At 67.8% G+C, this 17,138-nt stretch carries 21 protein-coding genes; 17 read left to right on the top strand and 4 right to left on the bottom strand.

The features are described from left to right. Positions 1 to 335 precede the first annotated feature (335 nt). Together ACOQPE_RS05635 and ACOQPE_RS05630 are read right to left on the bottom strand one after the other, a co-directional pair. Positions 336 to 1,211 carry a hypothetical protein gene (locus tag ACOQPE_RS05635; protein ID WP_420610887.1) on the bottom strand — a complete coding sequence of 292 codons (876 nt, stop codon included), beginning with the start codon at positions 1,209 to 1,211 and terminating at the stop codon, positions 336 to 338. Continuing rightward, entirely contained in the window at positions 1,204 to 4,698 is a 3,495-nt protein-coding gene (locus ACOQPE_RS05630) for a pre-peptidase C-terminal domain-containing protein (protein ID WP_420610886.1), read from the bottom strand. The genes ACOQPE_RS05635 and ACOQPE_RS05630 overlap by 8 nt, the downstream gene beginning before the upstream one ends. Here ACOQPE_RS05630 and ACOQPE_RS05625 point away from each other — a divergent pair. The 8 genes from ACOQPE_RS05625 (at position 4,697) to ACOQPE_RS05590 (ending at position 8,896) form a co-directional block, all read left to right on the top strand. Continuing rightward, positions 4,697 to 5,005, top strand: a complete 309-nt coding sequence (locus ACOQPE_RS05625) for a transposase (RefSeq protein WP_420609181.1) — start codon at positions 4,697 to 4,699, stop codon at positions 5,003 to 5,005. The genes ACOQPE_RS05630 and ACOQPE_RS05625 overlap by 2 nt on opposite strands. Continuing rightward, a complete protein-coding gene (locus ACOQPE_RS05620; RefSeq protein WP_420610885.1) occupies positions 5,002 to 5,871 on the top strand; it encodes an IS3 family transposase in 870 nt (289 codons plus the stop codon). Before ACOQPE_RS05625 ends, ACOQPE_RS05620 begins: the two co-directional genes overlap by 4 nt. A gap of 159 nt (positions 5,872 to 6,030) precedes the next feature. Then, complete coding sequence (locus tag ACOQPE_RS05615; RefSeq protein WP_420610884.1) at positions 6,031 to 6,318, top strand: hypothetical protein; 288 nt, start codon at positions 6,031 to 6,033, stop codon at positions 6,316 to 6,318. A gap of 116 nt (positions 6,319 to 6,434) precedes the next feature. Beyond that, complete coding sequence (locus ACOQPE_RS05610) at positions 6,435 to 7,004, top strand: hypothetical protein (protein ID WP_420610883.1); 570 nt, start codon at positions 6,435 to 6,437, stop codon at positions 7,002 to 7,004. Continuing rightward, on the top strand, positions 7,001 to 7,474 hold the full coding sequence (locus ACOQPE_RS05605) for a hypothetical protein (protein ID WP_420610882.1): 474 nt from the start codon (positions 7,001 to 7,003) through the stop codon (positions 7,472 to 7,474). The genes ACOQPE_RS05610 and ACOQPE_RS05605 overlap by 4 nt, the downstream gene beginning before the upstream one ends. A 26-nt stretch (positions 7,475 to 7,500) precedes the next feature. After that, complete coding sequence (locus tag ACOQPE_RS05600) at positions 7,501 to 8,037, top strand: hypothetical protein (protein ID WP_420610881.1); 537 nt, start codon at positions 7,501 to 7,503, stop codon at positions 8,035 to 8,037. A gap of 81 nt (positions 8,038 to 8,118) precedes the next feature. After that, positions 8,119 to 8,553: a dUTP diphosphatase gene (dut, locus tag ACOQPE_RS05595; protein WP_420611363.1), complete on the top strand. Its 435-nt coding sequence runs from the start codon at positions 8,119 to 8,121 to the stop codon at positions 8,551 to 8,553. Positions 8,554 to 8,605: 52 nt separating this feature from the next. After that, positions 8,606 to 8,896 carry a hypothetical protein gene (locus tag ACOQPE_RS05590; protein ID WP_420610880.1) on the top strand — a complete coding sequence of 97 codons (291 nt, stop codon included), beginning with the start codon at positions 8,606 to 8,608 and terminating at the stop codon, positions 8,894 to 8,896. Positions 8,897 to 8,911: 15 nt separating this feature from the next. Here the strand turns inward: ACOQPE_RS05590 and ACOQPE_RS05585 are convergent, their stop codons facing one another. Continuing rightward, complete coding sequence (locus tag ACOQPE_RS05585; protein WP_420610879.1) at positions 8,912 to 9,739, bottom strand: potassium channel family protein; 828 nt, start codon at positions 9,737 to 9,739, stop codon at positions 8,912 to 8,914. A gap of 55 nt (positions 9,740 to 9,794) precedes the next feature. Between ACOQPE_RS05585 and orn the strand changes: the two genes are divergently transcribed. The 9 genes from orn to ACOQPE_RS05540 all read left to right on the top strand — a co-directional run bounded on the left by orn (position 9,795) and on the right by ACOQPE_RS05540 (position 15,846). Further along, a complete protein-coding gene (orn, locus tag ACOQPE_RS05580) occupies positions 9,795 to 10,391 on the top strand; it encodes an oligoribonuclease (RefSeq protein ID WP_420611362.1) in 597 nt (198 codons plus the stop codon). Between the two features lie 31 nt (positions 10,392 to 10,422). After that, positions 10,423 to 11,511: an MBL fold metallo-hydrolase gene (locus ACOQPE_RS05575; protein WP_420610878.1), complete on the top strand. Its 1,089-nt coding sequence runs from the start codon at positions 10,423 to 10,425 to the stop codon at positions 11,509 to 11,511. A 112-nt stretch (positions 11,512 to 11,623) separates the two neighbouring features. Beyond that, positions 11,624 to 11,866 carry a hypothetical protein gene (locus ACOQPE_RS05570; protein WP_420610877.1) on the top strand — a complete coding sequence of 81 codons (243 nt, stop codon included), beginning with the start codon at positions 11,624 to 11,626 and terminating at the stop codon, positions 11,864 to 11,866. A 129-nt stretch (positions 11,867 to 11,995) separates the two neighbouring features. Then, positions 11,996 to 12,349, top strand: a complete 354-nt coding sequence (locus tag ACOQPE_RS05565) for a WhiB family transcriptional regulator (RefSeq protein WP_420610876.1) — start codon at positions 11,996 to 11,998, stop codon at positions 12,347 to 12,349. Positions 12,350 to 12,645: 296 nt separating this feature from the next. Beyond that, the gene (locus ACOQPE_RS05560; RefSeq protein WP_420610875.1) at positions 12,646 to 13,386 is read left to right on the top strand and encodes a TlpA family protein disulfide reductase; all 741 of its coding nucleotides are present in this window, start codon (positions 12,646 to 12,648) and stop codon (positions 13,384 to 13,386) included. An 85-nt stretch (positions 13,387 to 13,471) separates the two neighbouring features. Then, complete coding sequence (locus ACOQPE_RS05555) at positions 13,472 to 14,389, top strand: cytochrome c biogenesis CcdA family protein (RefSeq protein ID WP_420610874.1); 918 nt, start codon at positions 13,472 to 13,474, stop codon at positions 14,387 to 14,389. Between the two features lie 6 nt (positions 14,390 to 14,395). Further along, entirely contained in the window at positions 14,396 to 15,094 is a 699-nt protein-coding gene (locus ACOQPE_RS05550; protein ID WP_420610873.1) for a poly-gamma-glutamate hydrolase family protein, read from the top strand. Between the two features lie 9 nt (positions 15,095 to 15,103). Beyond that, on the top strand, positions 15,104 to 15,520 hold the full coding sequence (locus ACOQPE_RS05545; protein WP_420610872.1) for a CrcB family protein: 417 nt from the start codon (positions 15,104 to 15,106) through the stop codon (positions 15,518 to 15,520). Next, positions 15,517 to 15,846 (top strand): CrcB family protein, encoded by a 330-nt coding sequence (locus tag ACOQPE_RS05540; RefSeq protein WP_420610871.1) that lies wholly within the window; start codon positions 15,517 to 15,519, stop codon positions 15,844 to 15,846. Before ACOQPE_RS05545 ends, ACOQPE_RS05540 begins: the two co-directional genes overlap by 4 nt. A gap of 25 nt (positions 15,847 to 15,871) precedes the next feature. On the opposite strand, the gene serS is transcribed toward ACOQPE_RS05540, so the two are convergent. Next, positions 15,872 to 17,125, bottom strand: a complete 1,254-nt coding sequence (gene serS, locus ACOQPE_RS05535) for a serine--tRNA ligase (RefSeq protein WP_420610870.1) — start codon at positions 17,123 to 17,125, stop codon at positions 15,872 to 15,874. Between the last annotated feature and the right edge of the window lie 13 nt (positions 17,126 to 17,138).

Below are 17,138 nucleotides of genomic sequence, written 5' to 3'. Positions count from 1 at the left end.
ACTGCATCGGCACCGCCACCGATGGCAGCTCGTTGTCCAAACGACCCAAGATCGCTGTCAAGTAGTACGCCCGCTGTGGTGCCAGCAATTCGTTGCGCACCGCCGGGCCGAGAAAGGCGGCCGGTTTCGTGCGTTCCCGTCTCGGTCATGGTCATATCCGATCCAGCCGAATGGCACCGTCATGCCGTCGAACGCTGCTGCACCCCACACGGCTCCCGCACAGGTCATGCAACCCCGCTGCCGACGCTCACAGACCGGGGCTTCGCAACAAACGGCGCTCTGACCCCAATCGGAGCTGTCCACCGCAGATAATCGGCAGGAAACGAAGATCCCCGCTATTCGGTCGCCGGAAGCTCGACCCTGAACTCGACAGCGCACGCCGCCGGGTCGGGCTCCTTCTGGCATATCCAGATCGTCGTCTCCTCGAACGGCCGCGGAGCGCCCTCGTGATCGACCAGCGGCACCTCCGCATCGGGGAACTCCCGCAGATACTCATACACCGCCGCCCGATAGTGCTCCCGCAGTCGCCCCAGCAACTCATCACGCACCACAGGGTCCAACGTCGGATACGTCGCAGCCTGCTTCGCGCACTCATGACGCAAATCGAGAAAACCTTCGTATGTGAGACCGGATATCGCGAGCGCGTCGTCCACAGCGGCCTCGGAACTGACATTGATCTTCAGTCCCGGCCAGCCAGCGGCGTCAGCGCACCCTTCCATTGCCAAGTCATAAGCACGGTCGAGCGTGCCACCGCGTCCGAGTTCGAGCGGCAGGTCCTCGTAAGCACCGCCAATCAAGACCTCCAGGTTACGCTCAAAATACAGACGCTCGCGCTCATGACCCACCGCTTCTTCGTCGAGGTAGCGCTGTCGTTCCTCGTATGGCTCTTCCCAATCGGCAAAACTTCGGTAGCGGGCATAGAAAGGCATGATTTCTTCCTCGATCACCGCATCTAGCCCCAACTCCAAGTCGCTGTAGCGGCGTTCCGGCGGCACCGACAAGCTGGGAGATACCGCGGCCGGCGAGGCCATGCTGTCAACAGTCTCACCGCCGATCGACCCCGAGTCTGAACTCTTCGACGCGAAACCAATCCAGACGGCGACGGTGACGAGCACAACGGCGATCACCGCGGCAACCAGCCTGCGCCGCCGCGGCGACCCTTCTCGGCCCAGAGCAGCGTGGCCGGTTTCGTGTGTTCCCGTCTCAGTCATGGTCGTAGCCGATCAAGCCGAACGGCACGCGGCCCAGCGCGGCGGTGATCGTGTCGGCCGCCTGCTTGCACCTGCGGACATCACCCGAATTCGGGAGCTCCCAAGTGTGGTACTTGGACGCTTCGGATGCGTTGCGCTGCTTCGATTCGCATAATCCGTACAGGTCTGCTTTGAGGCGGTTGTCGGCGTCTTTGCGGACGGTGTCGTTCCAGGTGCCTGTGGCGGTGTCGTAGCCGAGGTGATGCTTGACGCGGTGCAGGTTGCGCCAGTTGAAGTCGTGGCGCATGCAGCCGTACACGAACGGCACCGTCTTGCCGCCGAACTGCGGGTTGTCCGCTATCTCGTCGGCGTTGGGCAGCCGGTACTTCGCCGCCAGCCACACGAGCGGCCCGGCGAGGGCCGCTGCCTTGTCGGCGGCGGTCTCGGCGAGGTGCAGGATCCAGGCTGGAGGGATGCTGCAGCGGTCAACGGTGAACGGCAGCCACGGATAGTTGGGGCTCTCGGGATAGAACGGGTCGAGCGCACGGGACTTGTCCGCGTCCGGGTGGGCACCGTAGATGAGGCTGCCTCTGGCATCAAGGAACGACCCCAGTGTCATGCCGGCGCCGCCGAGACCGGTGTTGCCCACGTTCTGCACGTCGGTGTGCGTGCGGGTACCTGTCGGCATGGTGGTGCGCAGCTTGTACCAGCGGTCTTGGACTGACCGGCTGACCGGCCGCGACGGCGCGATCTCGATCAGGTAGCTCCCGGCGTCCAGGCTGCTGCTGATACGCGGGCCTCTCGTAGAGGCGGGTGCCGCGGTCGCGATGTAGCGCACGGCTCTGCCGGTCACAGGATGCGCCGAGGCGACGCGCCAGACGGTCACAGACGGCGCTCCGCCTGCGCGCTGGGTGGCCATGTTGACCGGGTCGCGCAGCTCCAGCTCGACAGGCAGACGCTTGGGCAGCGAGAACGCGTAATAGACGGCCTTGCCGCTGTGGGTCAGCGAATCGCAGGCCGCGGCGGCGTCGCTCGCGTACTGCCGGTACTGTCCGCCCTGCTCACGCCGCCCCCACACCAGCCCACCGTGCAGCGCGATGGGCGTGCAACTCGCGGCGAGCGTCGCTGTGCTGGCTATGCAGCGCCCTGCGCTGGTCGCGGTTTGGCTCGCTGGGCATGCGGCGGTGAGTGTGGTGGTCTTGGTGAGCGTGCCCGACCCGTTGACGTAGGTGATGTCGATGTCATGCTCGCCGACGCGCGCGGCAGTGACGGTGAGGGTCGCGAACCCGTCGGCCGCGTTGACAGCAGCGACGAGCCCGTCCGGCAGTACTGATGTGATGGAAGCGGTTGCCGCGCCGGGCTGGTAGATCCAGATTCTCCGCAGTTCGGTTCCGACCGTCGCGGTGAGTTCCTCGGGCTGCGCCGCGGCGACCGGTGTGTGGTCGACGTTGACACGGAGGATGTAGTCGCCGGTGATGTGCCGGCTGTGGCGTTCGATCCAGCCGTAGGTGGTGGCCTCGACGGTGTAGGTGCCTGCTGGCAGGAACTTGCGGGTGATGCGCGAGTCGAACCGTGATGTGCTGTGGCCGCGGCCTTGGTCGTCATTGAAGGCGAGCCGCTCGCCTGATCCGTCCGCGGCATCGCCGGCGAGGATCAGCAGATAGGTGTCGAGGTAGGGCGTGTTGGTCGCAGCGGACCGCAGCGTGGCGGTCACCCACCCGGGGCTCGTGAGCACCAGGACATGGCGGCGCGCATGGGACGTGCGCCCCGCGACTCGGTGGCGGCGCATCGACGTGCAGTCGCCTTGTGCGCTGATCGTTCCGCGCACCGTCACCCCGCCCGGCCCGAAGGCACCCAGCCGGCTGTTGCAGCCGCCCACGCGGGTCGCTGTGAACTTGACATAGACACGGTGCGACGCTCCGTTCTTCGAGCACGTCACCGCCACCGCCACCGTGTCACCCTTGTCCACTTCGAGGCTCACCGTGCGAGTGCCGCCCGTCGCGGGCGACAACGACGCAGCCGCAGGTGTCGCGGTGCATTTCGCGTCCGTGGGAACGACATCGAAGTCCTCCGACACCACCACGCTGTCGGCGTCGCCCGCAGGCGCGGAAGCTTCTGTCAGGCCGCTGATGCGTACAGGAGCGGGATTCGCTTTGAAGTCCGTCTTGGCAATGTCGCTGTCGGCACCCTTGGTGCAAGTCACCGTCACCGTGACCGTCGTGGCCGCCGCGACTCGCAGGCTAACCGTACGCGATGCGCCCGACGCGGGCGCGACCGTCGCAGCATCGGGCTTGACAGAGCACTCCGCGTCCGCAGGCGCCACAGTGAACCCCGAGGTGACCACGACAGCAGTCTTGCCGAGCGTCGGCGTCTCCTCGGCGGCAGCGAAGCCGCTGATCTTCACTGTCTCGGAGGCAGCCACAATGAGCTTGAGAGTGAGGGTGAAGCTGCCCTCCTCGCGGTCGGACCCGGTGGTCACCTCGATCGTGTACGTATCCGCTGCGAGGCTGAGACCGCGGATGCGGCTGTCGCGCCCGTCGGCACCCGAATCGTCATCAGAGCCCACCACCGTGCCGTCGCTGTCGGTGACGTACACATGCGGATCACCCGAAGAGACCGCGTCGAGATCGAGCGTCGCCGCGCCGGTGACAGTGAACGTGAACCGCCACGCGTAGTACGGCACCTGGTCGGTGCTCTTGTGGGCTGATTCGCAGCCCGCAGCCCACGACCCGCTGCGAGTCACCGTGCCCGAACCCAAGGTGCCCAAGGCCGTGGTGCACTCCGGGCTGTTCTCGTCGTCTTCTTCATCTTCCTCGGCGTCTTCCTCGTCCTCCTGGGTGTCTTCGTCTTCATCGGGATCAGGGTGACAATGCGGCAGCGTCGTGGACCGGTCGATCGAATGGCCTGCAGCACAGGCCCAAGTCGGCTCTTGTGAGAGGGTGCGCTCGCAGGTGCTGGAATCGCCCGACACTGCCGTCCAGCCGCTGGCGCAGCTATGGATGACCGCCCCCAGGCGAGTGCCGACCGGGCGTTCGCACCTCGACGACGAGTTGAGCGAATAGCCCGCTGCGGTGCATGACGCCGACGGCACCGCCGACTGCGTCTCGCGCACGGTGCGCGTGGAGCTCACCGTGCGAGTCACCGGCCGACAGCACACCTGACGGGTGCGGGTCTCGTCGCGATAAACCGTGCGGGTTACCGGCTTGCAGCAGACTTGCTCGTTGCGGTAGTTGTACGCCGGTCGGTTCTCGTAGTGGTACGCGGGTTCGGTGATGAGCGTCTCACGCACGCCGGTGCGCTTCTCGCTGCGGTACGCCCACTTGACGCAACCGCTGCCGAACTCAAGGTCATACTGCGCGCAGTAGCGCACACGCACCGTGTAGGTGTAGGTCTCCATGGCCATGTAGGTCTTCGTGAGCGGCGGCACGCGCACCCGCACGGTAAACGGCGCAACCCGCTTGCGCACCGTGTACGGCACAGTGGGCTTCCCCCGGAATCTGGGAGGCATGCTCTTTGAGGAAAGGGGAGCTGTGCCAGAGACACGAAGAAGGTTCGATCCGGAGTTCCGCGCTGGTGCGGTGAGGATCGTGACAGAGACGGGCAAGCCGATCGCTGTGGTCGCCCGCGATCTTGGGATTCACGCGGGCACGCTGGGCAACTGGGTGAAGGCCGAGCGCGGTGCCGGCGAGGGGGCGCTGGACGCGGACGAGCGGGCCGAGTTGGTTCGGCTTCGGCGCCGTTGCGCTGAGCTGGAGATGGAGCGCGACGTGCTCAAACGATCCGTGGTCCTGTGGGTGAACGAGGCGACAAAGTGACCCTGGCGCGGTTTGTGGCTTCCCAGAGGACCGATCACGGCATCCCTCACGCGGTCGCGTGCCGGGCGCTGGACGTCAGCGAGTCGTGGTTCTACCGGTGGCGGCACGGGTCCCCGTCGGGCATCGAGGCCCGCCGGGCGGAGCTCGACGCTGCGGTGCTGGCCTGCTTCGAGGACTCAGAAGGGACCTACGGGTCCCCCAGGATCCGGGTGCAGCTGCGACGAGCGGGCCGGGCTGTGTCGAAGAAGTCCGTGGAGGCCTCCATGGCCCGCCAGGGCCTGGTCGCACGCCCCACCAAGCGCCGCCGCTCCCGCACAGACGACCGCGACGCCGCCCCCGAGGACCTGATCGGACGCGACTTCACCGCCGACGCGGCCGACCGGCGCTGGGTCGGGGACTTCAAAGAGATCCCCACCGGCGAGGGCAAAGTGCACCTCGCCGCGGTCATGGACCTGTACTCGAGGCGCATCGTGGGGTTCGCGACCTCGAACTCCTATCCCACAGCCCAGCTCGCCCAGGCCGCCGTCGACATGGCCGTCGCCACCCGAGGCGGCGACGTGACCGGGGTGATCTTCCACACCGACAAAGGCACCCAGTACACCGCCGGCGACTTCGCCCGGGCCTGCGACAGGCTCGGCATCACCCGCTCCACGGGGCGGGTCGGCTGCGCCCTGGACAACGCAGCCGCCGAATCGTTCTTCTCCACCCTCACCCACGAACTCATCCACAAGCGACACTGGGCCACCCGACGCCAAGCCCGCCGAGACATCGCCAGATGGATCACCGACTGGTACAACACACGACGGCTCCACAGCACCCTCGACATGACCAGCCCGACCGACTACGAACAAGCCAACAACCACTGACCAAACCCTCCTAAATTTGGGGGGAAGCCCACAGCGACCCATTCGCTGCTCGCCAGCCTCGGCACCCGCGGCATCGACGCAAACGGGCTCAGCGGCACGTACACCAGTGCCTACAGCAGCATCGCCACGCATGCACCAGACGATGCGCACCACGCTCACGTGCCCTGCCACATCGCCGACAGCACCATCGTCGCCGAGGCCGTCCAACTCGGCGTTGCCGCCCCGTGGGGCCCTCAAAGCTGGGACACCGCACAGATCTGGCCTCGCGGCATCACCATCACCGGCCAATCGCTCGGCATCGTCGCTCAGCCCGTCGCCGGCAAAGATGCGACCACAGCACTGCCTGCCTGCACAGCGTTCCCCCGCAGCCCAACCCAGCCCGGCGCACTCGCAACGGCAGACAGCACGCCCACTCGTACCGCGTTCGGCAACCCCGTCGTGCCATGACACCACGACATCCCCGCATGACCGACTGGCGCCGAACCCCCCGCGCGGTGGCGCTCGCCTCGCTCCGCTCTGCAAGAGGCCGTGACGAGCGCGGATCTATGTCTGCAATCGAGCTCATGGCACTCACGCCCATGTGCGCGTTGCTGGTACTGACCATTCTGTGGGCTGGGCGCAGCGCCCAAGCCGAACTCGCCACCAGCCTCGCCGCGCAGGAAGCTGCCGTCGCCGCAGCGGTCTGCTGCAATCGCCCAGTCGACAGCGCTTCCAACCGAGAGACGGCTGACGACCGCCTCGAACCCATCGACGACGAAGGCATGGATGGCAGCAACGCCATTGATGCCACGGCCGCCCGTGAACTCGTGGCCGAGACGGTCGTCACCGGTCGGCCGTCCTTGGAACGGCTCTGTGCGGGCGGACCCCAGCCCGGCTATCCCGACGGGAGCTGGACCGCGCACACTGCCGCCGACATCGGCATCATCGGCGGCGACAGCTCAAGGCCAGTCGCCATCGTCCATGTCGTCACCGCACAAGTCGCCTGCGACGCTGATGGCGCCGCCGCACCCGTGCGCGGCCTGTTCCCGGCACGCACGGTGTATGGCTACGGCACCCACATCGCCACGACGCGCTCCGGCGACCTACTCCCGCCCGGGCAGCAGGCCGAAGCGCCGCCGGAGTCAGCTCAATGAGCACCGCGGCGCTTGCAGCGGCCGTAGCCGTGTGGGTCGCGCTCGCAGCACACACCATCGTCACTGACTTGCGCATGCGCGTCATCCGTCGGCACGCCTGCTGGGGGGCCGCCACAGCGATCGCCGCTCTATACAGCCTTGCGGCCATCGCGAGCGGCACACCCCGCCACCTGCTGACGGTCGTCATCGGTGTCGGAGCGGTCGTCGCATTCACCGAGCTGTTCTGGCGAGCACGACCCCACAGCATCGGCTACGGCGACATCCGCCTTATCAACACCAACAGCCTTCTGCTCGCCTGGTGGGGCCCGGCCTGGCCATGGTTCGCCCTCACCGTCGCCGCAGCCGCTGCGACGCCCCACGCCGTTGCTGCCCGTCGCGATCACGGATCCCGGGCCGCTATCCCCTTCGCTCCTGCGCTTGCCGTGGGCACGGCCGTCTGCCTCGCTGCACAGTTCGTCACTGCCTCCTGATCGCGTCGTCAACGAAAGGAACCTTCATGAACGCGCTATCCAATAGACCGCCCACGCGGGCCTGCCGAACCGGGCGCCCAGCCTCCGAATCCTCCGGCTCAGCACTCAGCAGCGGACCGCGCTCTCGACGCGCTCCGCGTGGTGAGGCCGGGCTCACCACCCTCGAATGGCTGCTCATAGTTGCCGCCGTCGCCGGACTCGCCGCCCTCGCCGTCGTCCTCGTCCAAAACGTCGTCGACGACACCGCCGAACAACTCGGCGGCGCGAGCGCACGCGAAACAGCCGCCAACGTCGCCGCAGACACCGTCATCCGCGAAGCCCGTACGGCATCACCCGACGACGCCCGCTACAACACTTGGCAACGCTGGGAGCTCTACTTCACGGCCCGCTGCGAACGCCTCGAAATCCTCTACAGCGACACCAACCTCGACGTCGAAGCCATCTTCAAGCGGCCCACTGGCAAGGGTGACAATGACCCCACGACCACGGACGAACTCAACAGGGCCGACAAGCAATCCGCCAGTTCGGGCAAGCCGCAGGCTGTGTGCACACGCAGTTCGTGAAGTACCGCCCCGGCGCACGCTCGCCAGCCGCTGCTGTCAACAACCGACGTTGCTCGATGCTCACCTACAGTGCTCGCCGTGGTGGCAGTTCCGATACGACGCCTGGACCCCGACCTTCCACTGCCGGCGTACGCCAAGCCCGGCGACGCAGGATGCGACCTGCTGGCCGCCGAGACGGTCACGCTGGCCGCAGCCGGCGGCCGGGCCATGGTGCCTACCGGTATCGCTGTGGCAATCCCGCCCGGCTACGCAGGATTCGTGCAGCCCCGCAGCGGGCTGGCGTGGCGGCACGGGATCACCTGCGTGAACTCGCCCGGCTTGATCGACAGCGGCTACCGGGACGAACTGCGGGTGCTGCTGCTGAACACCGACCCCAGCGAGCCCTACGAGATCCAGCGCGGCGACCGGATCGCCCAGCTGGTCATCCAGCGCGTCGAGCAGGCCGAGTGGCACGAGGTGGAGACGCTCGACGAGACCGAGCGGGGTCTTGGAGGGTTCGGGCACTCGGGCCGCTGAAGCCGGGGATCGTTCGCTTTGGTTGTCACACCCCACCGGTAGCCATGACGGCATGGCCACGAACCCGCCGACGCAGCCGCCGCTCACCCTGTTCGATCTCTCCCAGTTCGAATTCGAGGCCGATCGCACCGCCAAGACGCCGTCCCGGCCCCCGTCCACGGGGCTGGCAGCCAGCGGCCTTGTTGCCGCAGGCGCTGGCCGAAAGATTGCAAGTGCCGCAGCCGTGAAGGCCCGCAGGCGCCGCGCCCGTGCGCGGCTGGCGAAGCGTCGTTACCTCGCTGACACCGAGGGTTACGAGCGCATCGAGCAGGCGCGCCGCGCCATGCACCTCGTGGCCGACTGAGTCGCGCAGTTGCCGTTACGACACCGACGGGCTCGCGCCGTCTTCGGTCGCGTCCTGGCGCAGGGCAGCCGCCGCCATGTGTGCCCCGCCGATCTGGTGCGGGTTGATGACACGATCGGCGCCCGCCTGTTGCAGCTTCGGCAATGCGTCGCCCGAGTTCGCTCTCGCCACGATGAACAGCTCGGAGCACAGCGCGCGGGCGCTCAAGGCGACATAGAGATTGTCGGCATCGGAGTCCAAGGCCACCACCAGCGAACTGGCCCGCTCGAGCCCGGCGTTCCGCAAGGTTGTGTCGTGGGTGGCATCGCCGGGCACCAGATACAGATCGCCGGGATCGACGTCGGCGTCGCGGTCGATCAGCACCACATCGGTGCCTGCGTCGATCATGGCCGCGGCGATGGCCCGGCCGACTTGGCCGTAACCGCAGACCACTGCGTGGCCGGAAAGACTGTCGATGGCACGTTGCATGCGCCGCCTCCTGATGTGGTCGTCGAGTCGTCCCTCGAACAGCATCTCAATGACTACGCCGATCGTGTAGAGCGACGTGCCGGTGCCGAGCAGGATGAGAGCGATCGTGAAGATCTGGTAGCGGCCGCCTGTGCCCGCCGGGTCGCTGTAGCCGACCGTCGAGACGGTGATGACGGTCTGATACAGGGCATCGAGCGCGCCGAGCCCGAGCAGCACATAGCCCGTCGTGCCGGCCGCCAAGATGACCGCGAGCACCGAGAGGCCGGCAATGAGCCGCTCGACGGGCTCAAGTCCGCCAGAGACCAGGCGCCGACGTGATCCGCCGCGGCGTCGCTGGCCGCGACGCGACCGCCGTCGTCGCAGCACGCCCTTCATCGACTGAACGCTATTGCGGTCAGCAGCCCGGCTCGTGCCTACCATGCAGCATGTGATGGTCTGGCTCGACTTGGAGATGACTGGACTGGATCATCGGCGCCATCGAATTGTGGAAATCGCGACAGTGATCACCGACGATGCCCTCGAAGTGATCGCCACGGGACCGTCGCTGGTCATCGGGGCATCCCAAGCCGACCTGGACGCGATGGACCCGGAAGTCCACACCATGCATGCCGGCACCGGGCTGCTCGACGAGATCGGGACGTCGCAGGTCACTGTGGCTGAAGCGCAGGAACGCACGCTCGCGTTCGTGACCGAACACGTTCCCGAGCCCCGCACCGCGCCGCTGTGCGGGAATTCGATCGGCACCGACCGCCGTTTCTTGGACCAGTACATGCCGGCGCTGGAGGGGCACCTGCACTACCGCGTGGTGGACGTGTCGTCGATCAAGGAGCTCGCCAAGCGCTGGCGGCCCGAGGTTGCCGAGGAGTGGGCCGGACTGGCCAAGGCCCGCGCCAACACCACCAAGCACCGAGCCCTCGACGACGTGCTCCAGAGCATCGACGAGTTGCGCTTCTACCGCGACCAGTGGCTCCAACCGAGTGCGACTGGCCCAGCCACCGAGCCCGGCACAGAATCGAACGCTCTTTAGAAGGTTGGGGCGGCTCGCTAGTCTGCACCCCGTGTCAGGTCCGACTCGCGAAGAGCAGATGCCGCCCGACGGCAAGATCACTGAGCTCGCGCCGGACGTGCGCCGGCTGCAGCTGCCGATGTCCATGCCCGGTCTCGGGCATGTGAACTGCTACATCCTCGACGACGATCGCGGTGCCGCCCTCGTCGATCCCGGCCTGCCGGGCCCGGCCAACTGGAAAGCGCTCATGGCGGGGCTGGCCGAAGCCGAGGTGCCGCCGGAGCGCATCCACTCGATCATCGTCACGCACAGCCACCCGGATCACTTCGGGGCGGCAGGCCGTTTCGTCCGCGAGTACGGCGCCGACCTGGTGACCCATCGCACGTTCCGGCTGTGGTGGGACACTGCCGACGAAGACGAGGAAGCCCTCGAGCAGGTGTCGTCCGACGGGGAGAACAACGAGCTCGTGGCCGACCCCGTGCACGGCGGGCGCGATACCGGACCGGGCGGCCCCACACCATGGGGCGGCCAGCGCTACAAGATGCCCATCCGGGCCAAGCTCGGCTACTGGGCGATGCGCAACGGGTGGGGCGGGCGCTGGTTCGCCACCCCTCATCCCACACACCACGTCGAGGACGCCGACCGGATCAAGCTGGCGCGGCGCGAGTTCGTGGCAGTGCACACCCCCGGGCACACCATCGATCACCTGTGCCTGTTCGATCCCGAGGGCGGGCTCATGATCTGCGGCGACCATGTCCTGCCCACGATCACGCCGCACATCTCGGGCATCACCACGGCGCGTGACCCGCTGAAGGACTTCTTCACCAGCCTCGACCGGGTCGCCAGCTTCGACGGCGTGACGATGGGCTTGCCGGCCCACGGCCAGCCGTTCACCGACCTGTCGGGACGCGTGGAGGACATCAAGCGTCACCACAACGAGCGCCTCGACCTGCTTCGCAACTCCTCGGACCGGCTCGGCCGTGCCCCCGTGCAGGACTACATGAAGCAGTTGTTCAAGGAGCGTTCGTGGGGCCCGATGGCCGAGTCGGAGACGTTCGCTCACTTGGAGCATCTGCGCTACATCGGCGAGGTCAGCGTCTCCCGGCGCCCCGATGACGTCCTCGAATACGAGTTCGACTGAAAATAACTTGACACGGCCTGCCGCGACGTGGTGCTGTTGGCGCCGCTGCGGCCTATCGTCGGGTATCCGCAGCTGGCCACCAGCCCCGACCTCTCGCACGATTGGATCCCCAATGTTCGACCACGGCGCCTACACCGCAGCGCGTGCCTGCGGGTATCGCGTACGGGTGCCGGCAACTGGCGTGCGCTGTTGGCGGCCCGTCACGCGCATGCGGGCGCGCGGCACGGCCATCGGCCAGTTCGCGGCGGTGGGTCCCATGCCGGTCATGTTCCAGCATGCGGTGCGCGGTCACGGTGCCTACCCGACGCCAACGACCAAGCGTCACCGCCTGCGGCCTTCGGAGTATCTGATGTAGTCCACTGAGACACCAGAACTCTCCGAACGGCCGCTGGGACAACCCGGCGGCCGTTTTGCGTTTCCGGTGCACGCACCGACACCACTGCCCGTCAACCACAACTGCTTCACAAGACACAGGAGAAAGCTCATGCTGGAACTGGTCATCGACAACACCGACGACGCAGCGGCCCTCGCCAATGAGGGCTGGCGCGCACGGGGTCGCTGCCGCGACCTCGTGGGCACCCTGACGCCGCTGTTCTTCTCGGAGAACTTCTACGAGATCGCTCGCGCCAAGGCCATCTGCTCGGCCTGCCCAGTGATGAGCGAGTGCTTCGACGCCGCCAAGGCACGCCACGAGCCATGGGGCGTGTGGGGCGGCGAGCTCTTCGAGAACGGGCGCGTCTGCAGGGACAAACGCCCGCGCGGCCGGCCGCCCAGAAGCGGCCACCCGCAGCTCATGATCGAGGAGGTGCCGCTGCCTCCCGACTTGGCCCGCGCCTGAGTCTTCCCCTGCTCAGGCGCGTCCTCCGAGTGGACCCAGCTTCTGCGACGGGTCCCTCCGCTGGGTCTGCCGACCCCCTCCGGCAAACCCGGCACCAAGGCCTGCAGTGCCCCCGCAGGCCTCATCAAGACGGCCCGCCCCGGTGAACTGAGGCTGCCCGAAATGGGCGGCTGGCAGCCCCGGGGCGGGCCGTCGAGCGGTGAAGCGGTCCGGCCGTCGCCACTCGTCGGCCCTTCGTGTTGCCGCTGCCGTCCTGAGCCAATCGCCGCAAGGGGCACAAGTAGCCTCGCCTCTGCATGGACTCACCGGGCGGCGCACGCTGGCGGGCACAGCTCAGGGGCTGGCGCGGCGGACTGTTCGCCTTGCTCGGCCTCTACGCACTCGGGGCGACGGTGTTCCTGCTGGCCGGCGGCGGGCAACCCGCCATGACCTCGCTAGTGGCGATGGAAGCCGAGGTCGAAGGCGGCGATGCTGCAGCGCACGCTAGCCAGGCCAGCTCAGCCGACTCAGCCAGTGCCGACGGAGCTGCAACTGATGCGGCCGGATCGGATTCCACAGCGACCGCAGCGTCGGAACCACCCCCGGCGTGCAACGACATCGACCCGGTCGAGCACGACGTGGATTCGGGCCTGACCGGCGTGCACGCGCTCGGCTTCGTGACACTCGAAGAACAACCCGCAGCATTCGCCGGCTACGCAGGTTGCCCGCTCATCGTGAACTTCTTCGCGTCGTGGTGCGTTCCCTGTGTCACCGAGATGCCCGACTTCGAACGCTTCTGGAACGCCCACGGCACGCAGGTGGCTGTGCTGGGTCTGGCGGCCAATGATCGGCTGGAGGACGCCATTGCCACGGTGATCGACCGCGGCGTGACCTACCCCACCGGGCTCGACGAAGGCGAGCTGTTCATCGACTTCGGCGGGCTGGGCATGCCCACCACGGTGTTCGTGTCACCGAACGGTGAGATTCTCGAGACACACAGCGGCCTGCTCACCCTCGACGACATCACGACCCGAGCAGAGGAGCACTTCGGGCTATGAGCCCGAAGCAACTAGCGCAGCGGGCTATGAGCCCGAAGCAACTAGCGCAGCGGGCTATGAGCCCGCAGAAAGGACGCAGCGGCATATGAACAGCGCTCGACTCACCTTCGCCTTCACAGCCGGCATCGTGGCGACCATCAACCCGTGCGGCTTCGCCATGCTGCCCGCGTACCTGTCGTTCTTCTTGGGCATCGACCGCCGCGCCAGCGAGGGCAGCTCCCGCGCCGGCGTGGGACGGGCACTGGCCACCGGCGCCGTTGTCACCACCGGCATCGTGGTGGTGTTCGGCATCGTCGGCATCGCGCTGTCGGCGGGTTTGAGCGCCCTGCGCGACTACGTGCCGTGGGCAGCCATCGTGATCGGTGTCGGCCTCATCGCACTCGGCGTCGCCATCCTCGCCGGCTTTCGCCTGACGGCATACCTGCCCAAGTTCGAGCGAGGCGCCTCGGGCCGGGACGTCCGCTCGCTGTTCCTGTTCGGCGTCAGCTACGCCGTGGCCTCGGTGTCGTGCGGGCTGGCGACGTTCCTGGTGGTGGTCACCGCTTCGGCCGGCGACGACAGCTTCGTCGGCGGCATCGTGTCATTCGTGCTGTATGCGCTCGGCATGGGCCTCGTGCTCACGTCGCTGGCCGTCAGCCTGGCGCTGGCTCGCGGCTGGCTGCTGAGCAAGCTCCGCGTGCTTATGCGCTACACCGACACGATCGCGGCAGTGCTGATGATCGCTGCCGGCGCGTTCACCATCTGGTACTGGTTCATCGACCTGACCGACCGCGGCGGCGACGGACTGGTGGTGACGGTCGAACGGTGGAGCAGCAGCCTGAGCAACTGGGTCGCCTCGGTCGGCGGGCTGCGGCTGGGTCTCGTGATGAGCATCGTGCTCGCCATCGGCGGCATGGCCATGCTTGTGTCCGGACGCGGCGGCGACGACCCAGCGGCGTCGGACCTCGCCGATGAATCCTCTGAGCCGGATCAAGCGGGCAGTGCCGCTGAGGTGCTGAACTAAGCCACCGTGGCACTGCACCTGAAGGACCGCACGCTCCTCGATGCCGAGCGGCCCTTCGCCGAACTGCTCGCCCGACCCGGTGTGACCGAGATGCTGCGACTCCGCTCGCGATTCGGCTTCATGGCCTTTCACGGCGGGTGGCTCGAAGAGGTCACCGACGACATCGCTGCGGCGGCCGCCGAGCGCAGCGGCGCCTCGGTGTACGCATGCCTGCAGGGCCCCGACGATCAGTGGCACCTGCCCAGCCACTGCTTCGATCCCGCAGACTCGCCGGTGCTGCGCGAGTTCCTCGACCATGTGGATGTCGTGGTGGCAGTCCACGGATTCGGCAGCCCCCGGCTGCTGCGAGCGGTGCTGCTGGGCGGGCGCAACCGGACGCTGGCGGCCCATGTCGCGGTGCATCTGATCGGGCGACTGCCTCACTACGAGATCCTTCACCGTCTCGACGACATCCCCAAGACGCTGGCCGGCCAGCACCCGCGCAACCCCTGCAACCTGCCCCGCCACGGCGGTGTTCAGATCGAGCTGCCGCCGCGCATCCGCGGCAAGAGCCCGATGTGGACAGGATTCCGCGGCCCCGGACGGGTGCCCCATCACGAGGCACTCATCGAAGGCCTAGCGGCGGCAGCGCGTGCATGGACGGCCTCGGAGGCCCCGCACAGCGCCGGCAGGGAGCTGGTGCCCGAGCCTGCGCTCGCCGACTGAGACACGCCGATGTCGTTGCGTGTCGCAGCCGCGGTTGCGGCAGCAGGAATCGTCGGCGCCGCAATCCGTTGGACTGTCGCCACACAGGTTGACGACAACTGGGCGCTGCTCATCGTCAACGTCATGGGCTGCGGCATCGTCGGCTGGGCAACCGCCCGCCACGAGCGGACCCGGCACCGCGCGCCGGTTCGACGCGGCATCGACAGCACCGGCCGGAGTATTGCGGCGCCGTCGCCTGGGCTGACGGCTGGCTTCTGCGGCGCACTGACCAGCATGTCGGCGCTCGCGCTGCAGCTCGCGAGATACCTCGACGACGGCCGCATCGCGACAGCGGCGGCATGGCTCGGCCTGACGGCCGCGGCCTGCACCGCGGCATTTGTGATGAGCCGCTTGGCTGTCGTGCTCAGCTACGGAAGACGGCCATGACGGTGTTCGCAACGGCAGTCGGGTTCGGCGTCGCGGCCGCGGTCGGCACATTGCTCCGGTGGCGGGCGAGCACCACGCTCGGGCCGGGCGGGACACTGCTCATCAACATCGCCGGCGCCTTCGCACTCGGACTGCTCGCGAGCACATCGGGCGCCCCAGCAACCATCGTGGGCACAGCGGGCCTCGGGGCCCTCACCACCGTGTCGGGCATCTTTCCCGAGAGCGCACGTCTCATGCGAGCCAGCCCGCTGCTGGCACTCGGCTACGTCTCGCTCACCATTACCGGCGCAACCGCCGCCGCCACCGTGGGCCTCCGGCTCGTCTAGCGCCAGTCAGCCGGCTCAGGGCGCTTCAGGCGGGGGCGGGAAACTCGGTGAAGTTGAGCCAGGGGTGGAGCACTTCGGGCACTGCGATGGAGCCGTCGGGGCGCTGGTGGTTCTCCATGATGAACACGAGCGTGCGGCCGACAGCGCACGCGGTGCCGTTGAGCGTGTGCACCAAGCCGCTGGCGTCGTCGTCCACCCAGCGTGTGCCCAGCCGGCGTGCCGAATAGTCGGTGTAGTTCGAGCACGAGGTGACCTCGCGGTACGCCCGCTCCGACGGCAGCCACACCTCGAGGTCGTACTTCTTGGCCGCCGCGGCGCCCAGATCGCCCGCTGCCACGTTGATGACCCGGTAGGGCAGGTCGAGCGAGGCGACGATCTCCTCCTGGATGGCACGCAAGGCCTCCAGCTCGTCCCAGCTCGTCTCCGAGTCGCAGAACGAGAACATCTCCACCTTGTCGAACTGGTGGACGCGGAAGATGCCGCGGGTGTCCTTGCCGTGGGTGCCGGCCTCGCGCCGGAAGCACGACGAGAACCCGGCATAGCGCAGCGGCAACCCGTCCCGCTCCAAGCGCTCGCCCCGGTGCAGACCGGCCAGCGCCACCTCCGAGGTGCCGATCAGGAACAGGTCGTCGCCGTCGATCTCATACACCTGGTGGCGGTCGGCAGGGAAGAACCCGGCTTCGACCATCAGCTCCTCGCGCACCAGCACCGGCGGCACCACGGGCAGGAAGCCGTTGCGCTCCAGCACGTCCATGGTCCACTGCACCAGGGCGAACTCCAGCCGTACCGCGGCGCCCTTGATGTAGGCGAACCGCGTGCCGCTGTTGCGAGCCCCGCTTTCGGAGTCCACCAGACCGCTCAGCGCTCCGATCTCTGCATGGTCGTACGCGGGCGGATCGCCGCGCTCCCCCACCTCGCGCACCGTCTCGAAGTGCTCCTCGCCGCCGGAGGGAACATCGGCGGCAGCCGGGTTCGGAACCCGCAGCGCCAGCTCGGTACGGCGTTCAGTAGCAGCACGCTCGGAAGTCTCGAGGCTCTCGACTTCTTCCTTGAGGCGGCCCGCCTCGGCGATCTTGGCCGGGCGGTCTTCGGGAGCGGCGCGCCCGATCTCGCGGGACGCAGCGTTCTGCGCAGCGCGCGCTTCCTCGGCCTGATGTGTGATCCCTCGCCACGCCTCGTCGGCCGCGAGCACGTCGTCGATGAACTCCGGCGACGCGCCCTTGCGCACGGCGCCGTCGCGATAGGCGGCGTCATCCCGAAGCCGGCGGAGATCGATCACGCCGGGTGAAGCT

The organism is Candidatus Poriferisodalis sp., assembly GCF_965219595.1.
GTDB lineage: Bacteria > Actinomycetota > Acidimicrobiia > Acidimicrobiales > Poriferisodalaceae > Poriferisodalis.
Note: the sequence above shows the minus strand (reverse complement) of the source record. Positions and strands in the feature narration are given on the sequence as shown.

Bases quoted from the DNA above. Each gene is read 5' to 3' on its own strand.
- ACOQPE_RS05635 (WP_420610887.1), bottom strand. From the start codon at position 1,211: ATGACTGAGACGGGAACACACGAAACCGGCCACGCTGCTCTGGGCCGA.
- ACOQPE_RS05625 (WP_420609181.1), top strand. From the start codon at position 4,697: ATGCTCTTTGAGGAAAGGGGAGCTGTGCCAGAGACACGAAGAAGGTTC.
- ACOQPE_RS05630 (WP_420610886.1), bottom strand. From the start codon at position 4,698: ATGCCTCCCAGATTCCGGGGGAAGCCCACTGTGCCGTACACGGTGCGC.
- ACOQPE_RS05610 (WP_420610883.1), top strand. From the start codon at position 6,435: ATGGCACTCACGCCCATGTGCGCGTTGCTGGTACTGACCATTCTGTGG.
- ACOQPE_RS05605 (WP_420610882.1), top strand. From the start codon at position 7,001: ATGAGCACCGCGGCGCTTGCAGCGGCCGTAGCCGTGTGGGTCGCGCTC.
- ACOQPE_RS05600 (WP_420610881.1), top strand. From the start codon at position 7,501: ATGAACGCGCTATCCAATAGACCGCCCACGCGGGCCTGCCGAACCGGG.
- ACOQPE_RS05590 (WP_420610880.1), top strand. From the start codon at position 8,606: ATGGCCACGAACCCGCCGACGCAGCCGCCGCTCACCCTGTTCGATCTC.
- ACOQPE_RS05585 (WP_420610879.1), bottom strand. From the start codon at position 9,739: ATGAAGGGCGTGCTGCGACGACGGCGGTCGCGTCGCGGCCAGCGACGC.
- orn (WP_420611362.1), top strand. From the start codon at position 9,795: ATGGTCTGGCTCGACTTGGAGATGACTGGACTGGATCATCGGCGCCAT.
- ACOQPE_RS05570 (WP_420610877.1), top strand. From the start codon at position 11,624: ATGTTCGACCACGGCGCCTACACCGCAGCGCGTGCCTGCGGGTATCGC.
- ACOQPE_RS05565 (WP_420610876.1), top strand. From the start codon at position 11,996: ATGCTGGAACTGGTCATCGACAACACCGACGACGCAGCGGCCCTCGCC.
- ACOQPE_RS05560 (WP_420610875.1), top strand. From the start codon at position 12,646: ATGGACTCACCGGGCGGCGCACGCTGGCGGGCACAGCTCAGGGGCTGG.
- ACOQPE_RS05555 (WP_420610874.1), top strand. From the start codon at position 13,472: ATGAACAGCGCTCGACTCACCTTCGCCTTCACAGCCGGCATCGTGGCG.
- ACOQPE_RS05545 (WP_420610872.1), top strand. From the start codon at position 15,104: ATGTCGTTGCGTGTCGCAGCCGCGGTTGCGGCAGCAGGAATCGTCGGC.
- ACOQPE_RS05540 (WP_420610871.1), top strand. From the start codon at position 15,517: ATGACGGTGTTCGCAACGGCAGTCGGGTTCGGCGTCGCGGCCGCGGTC.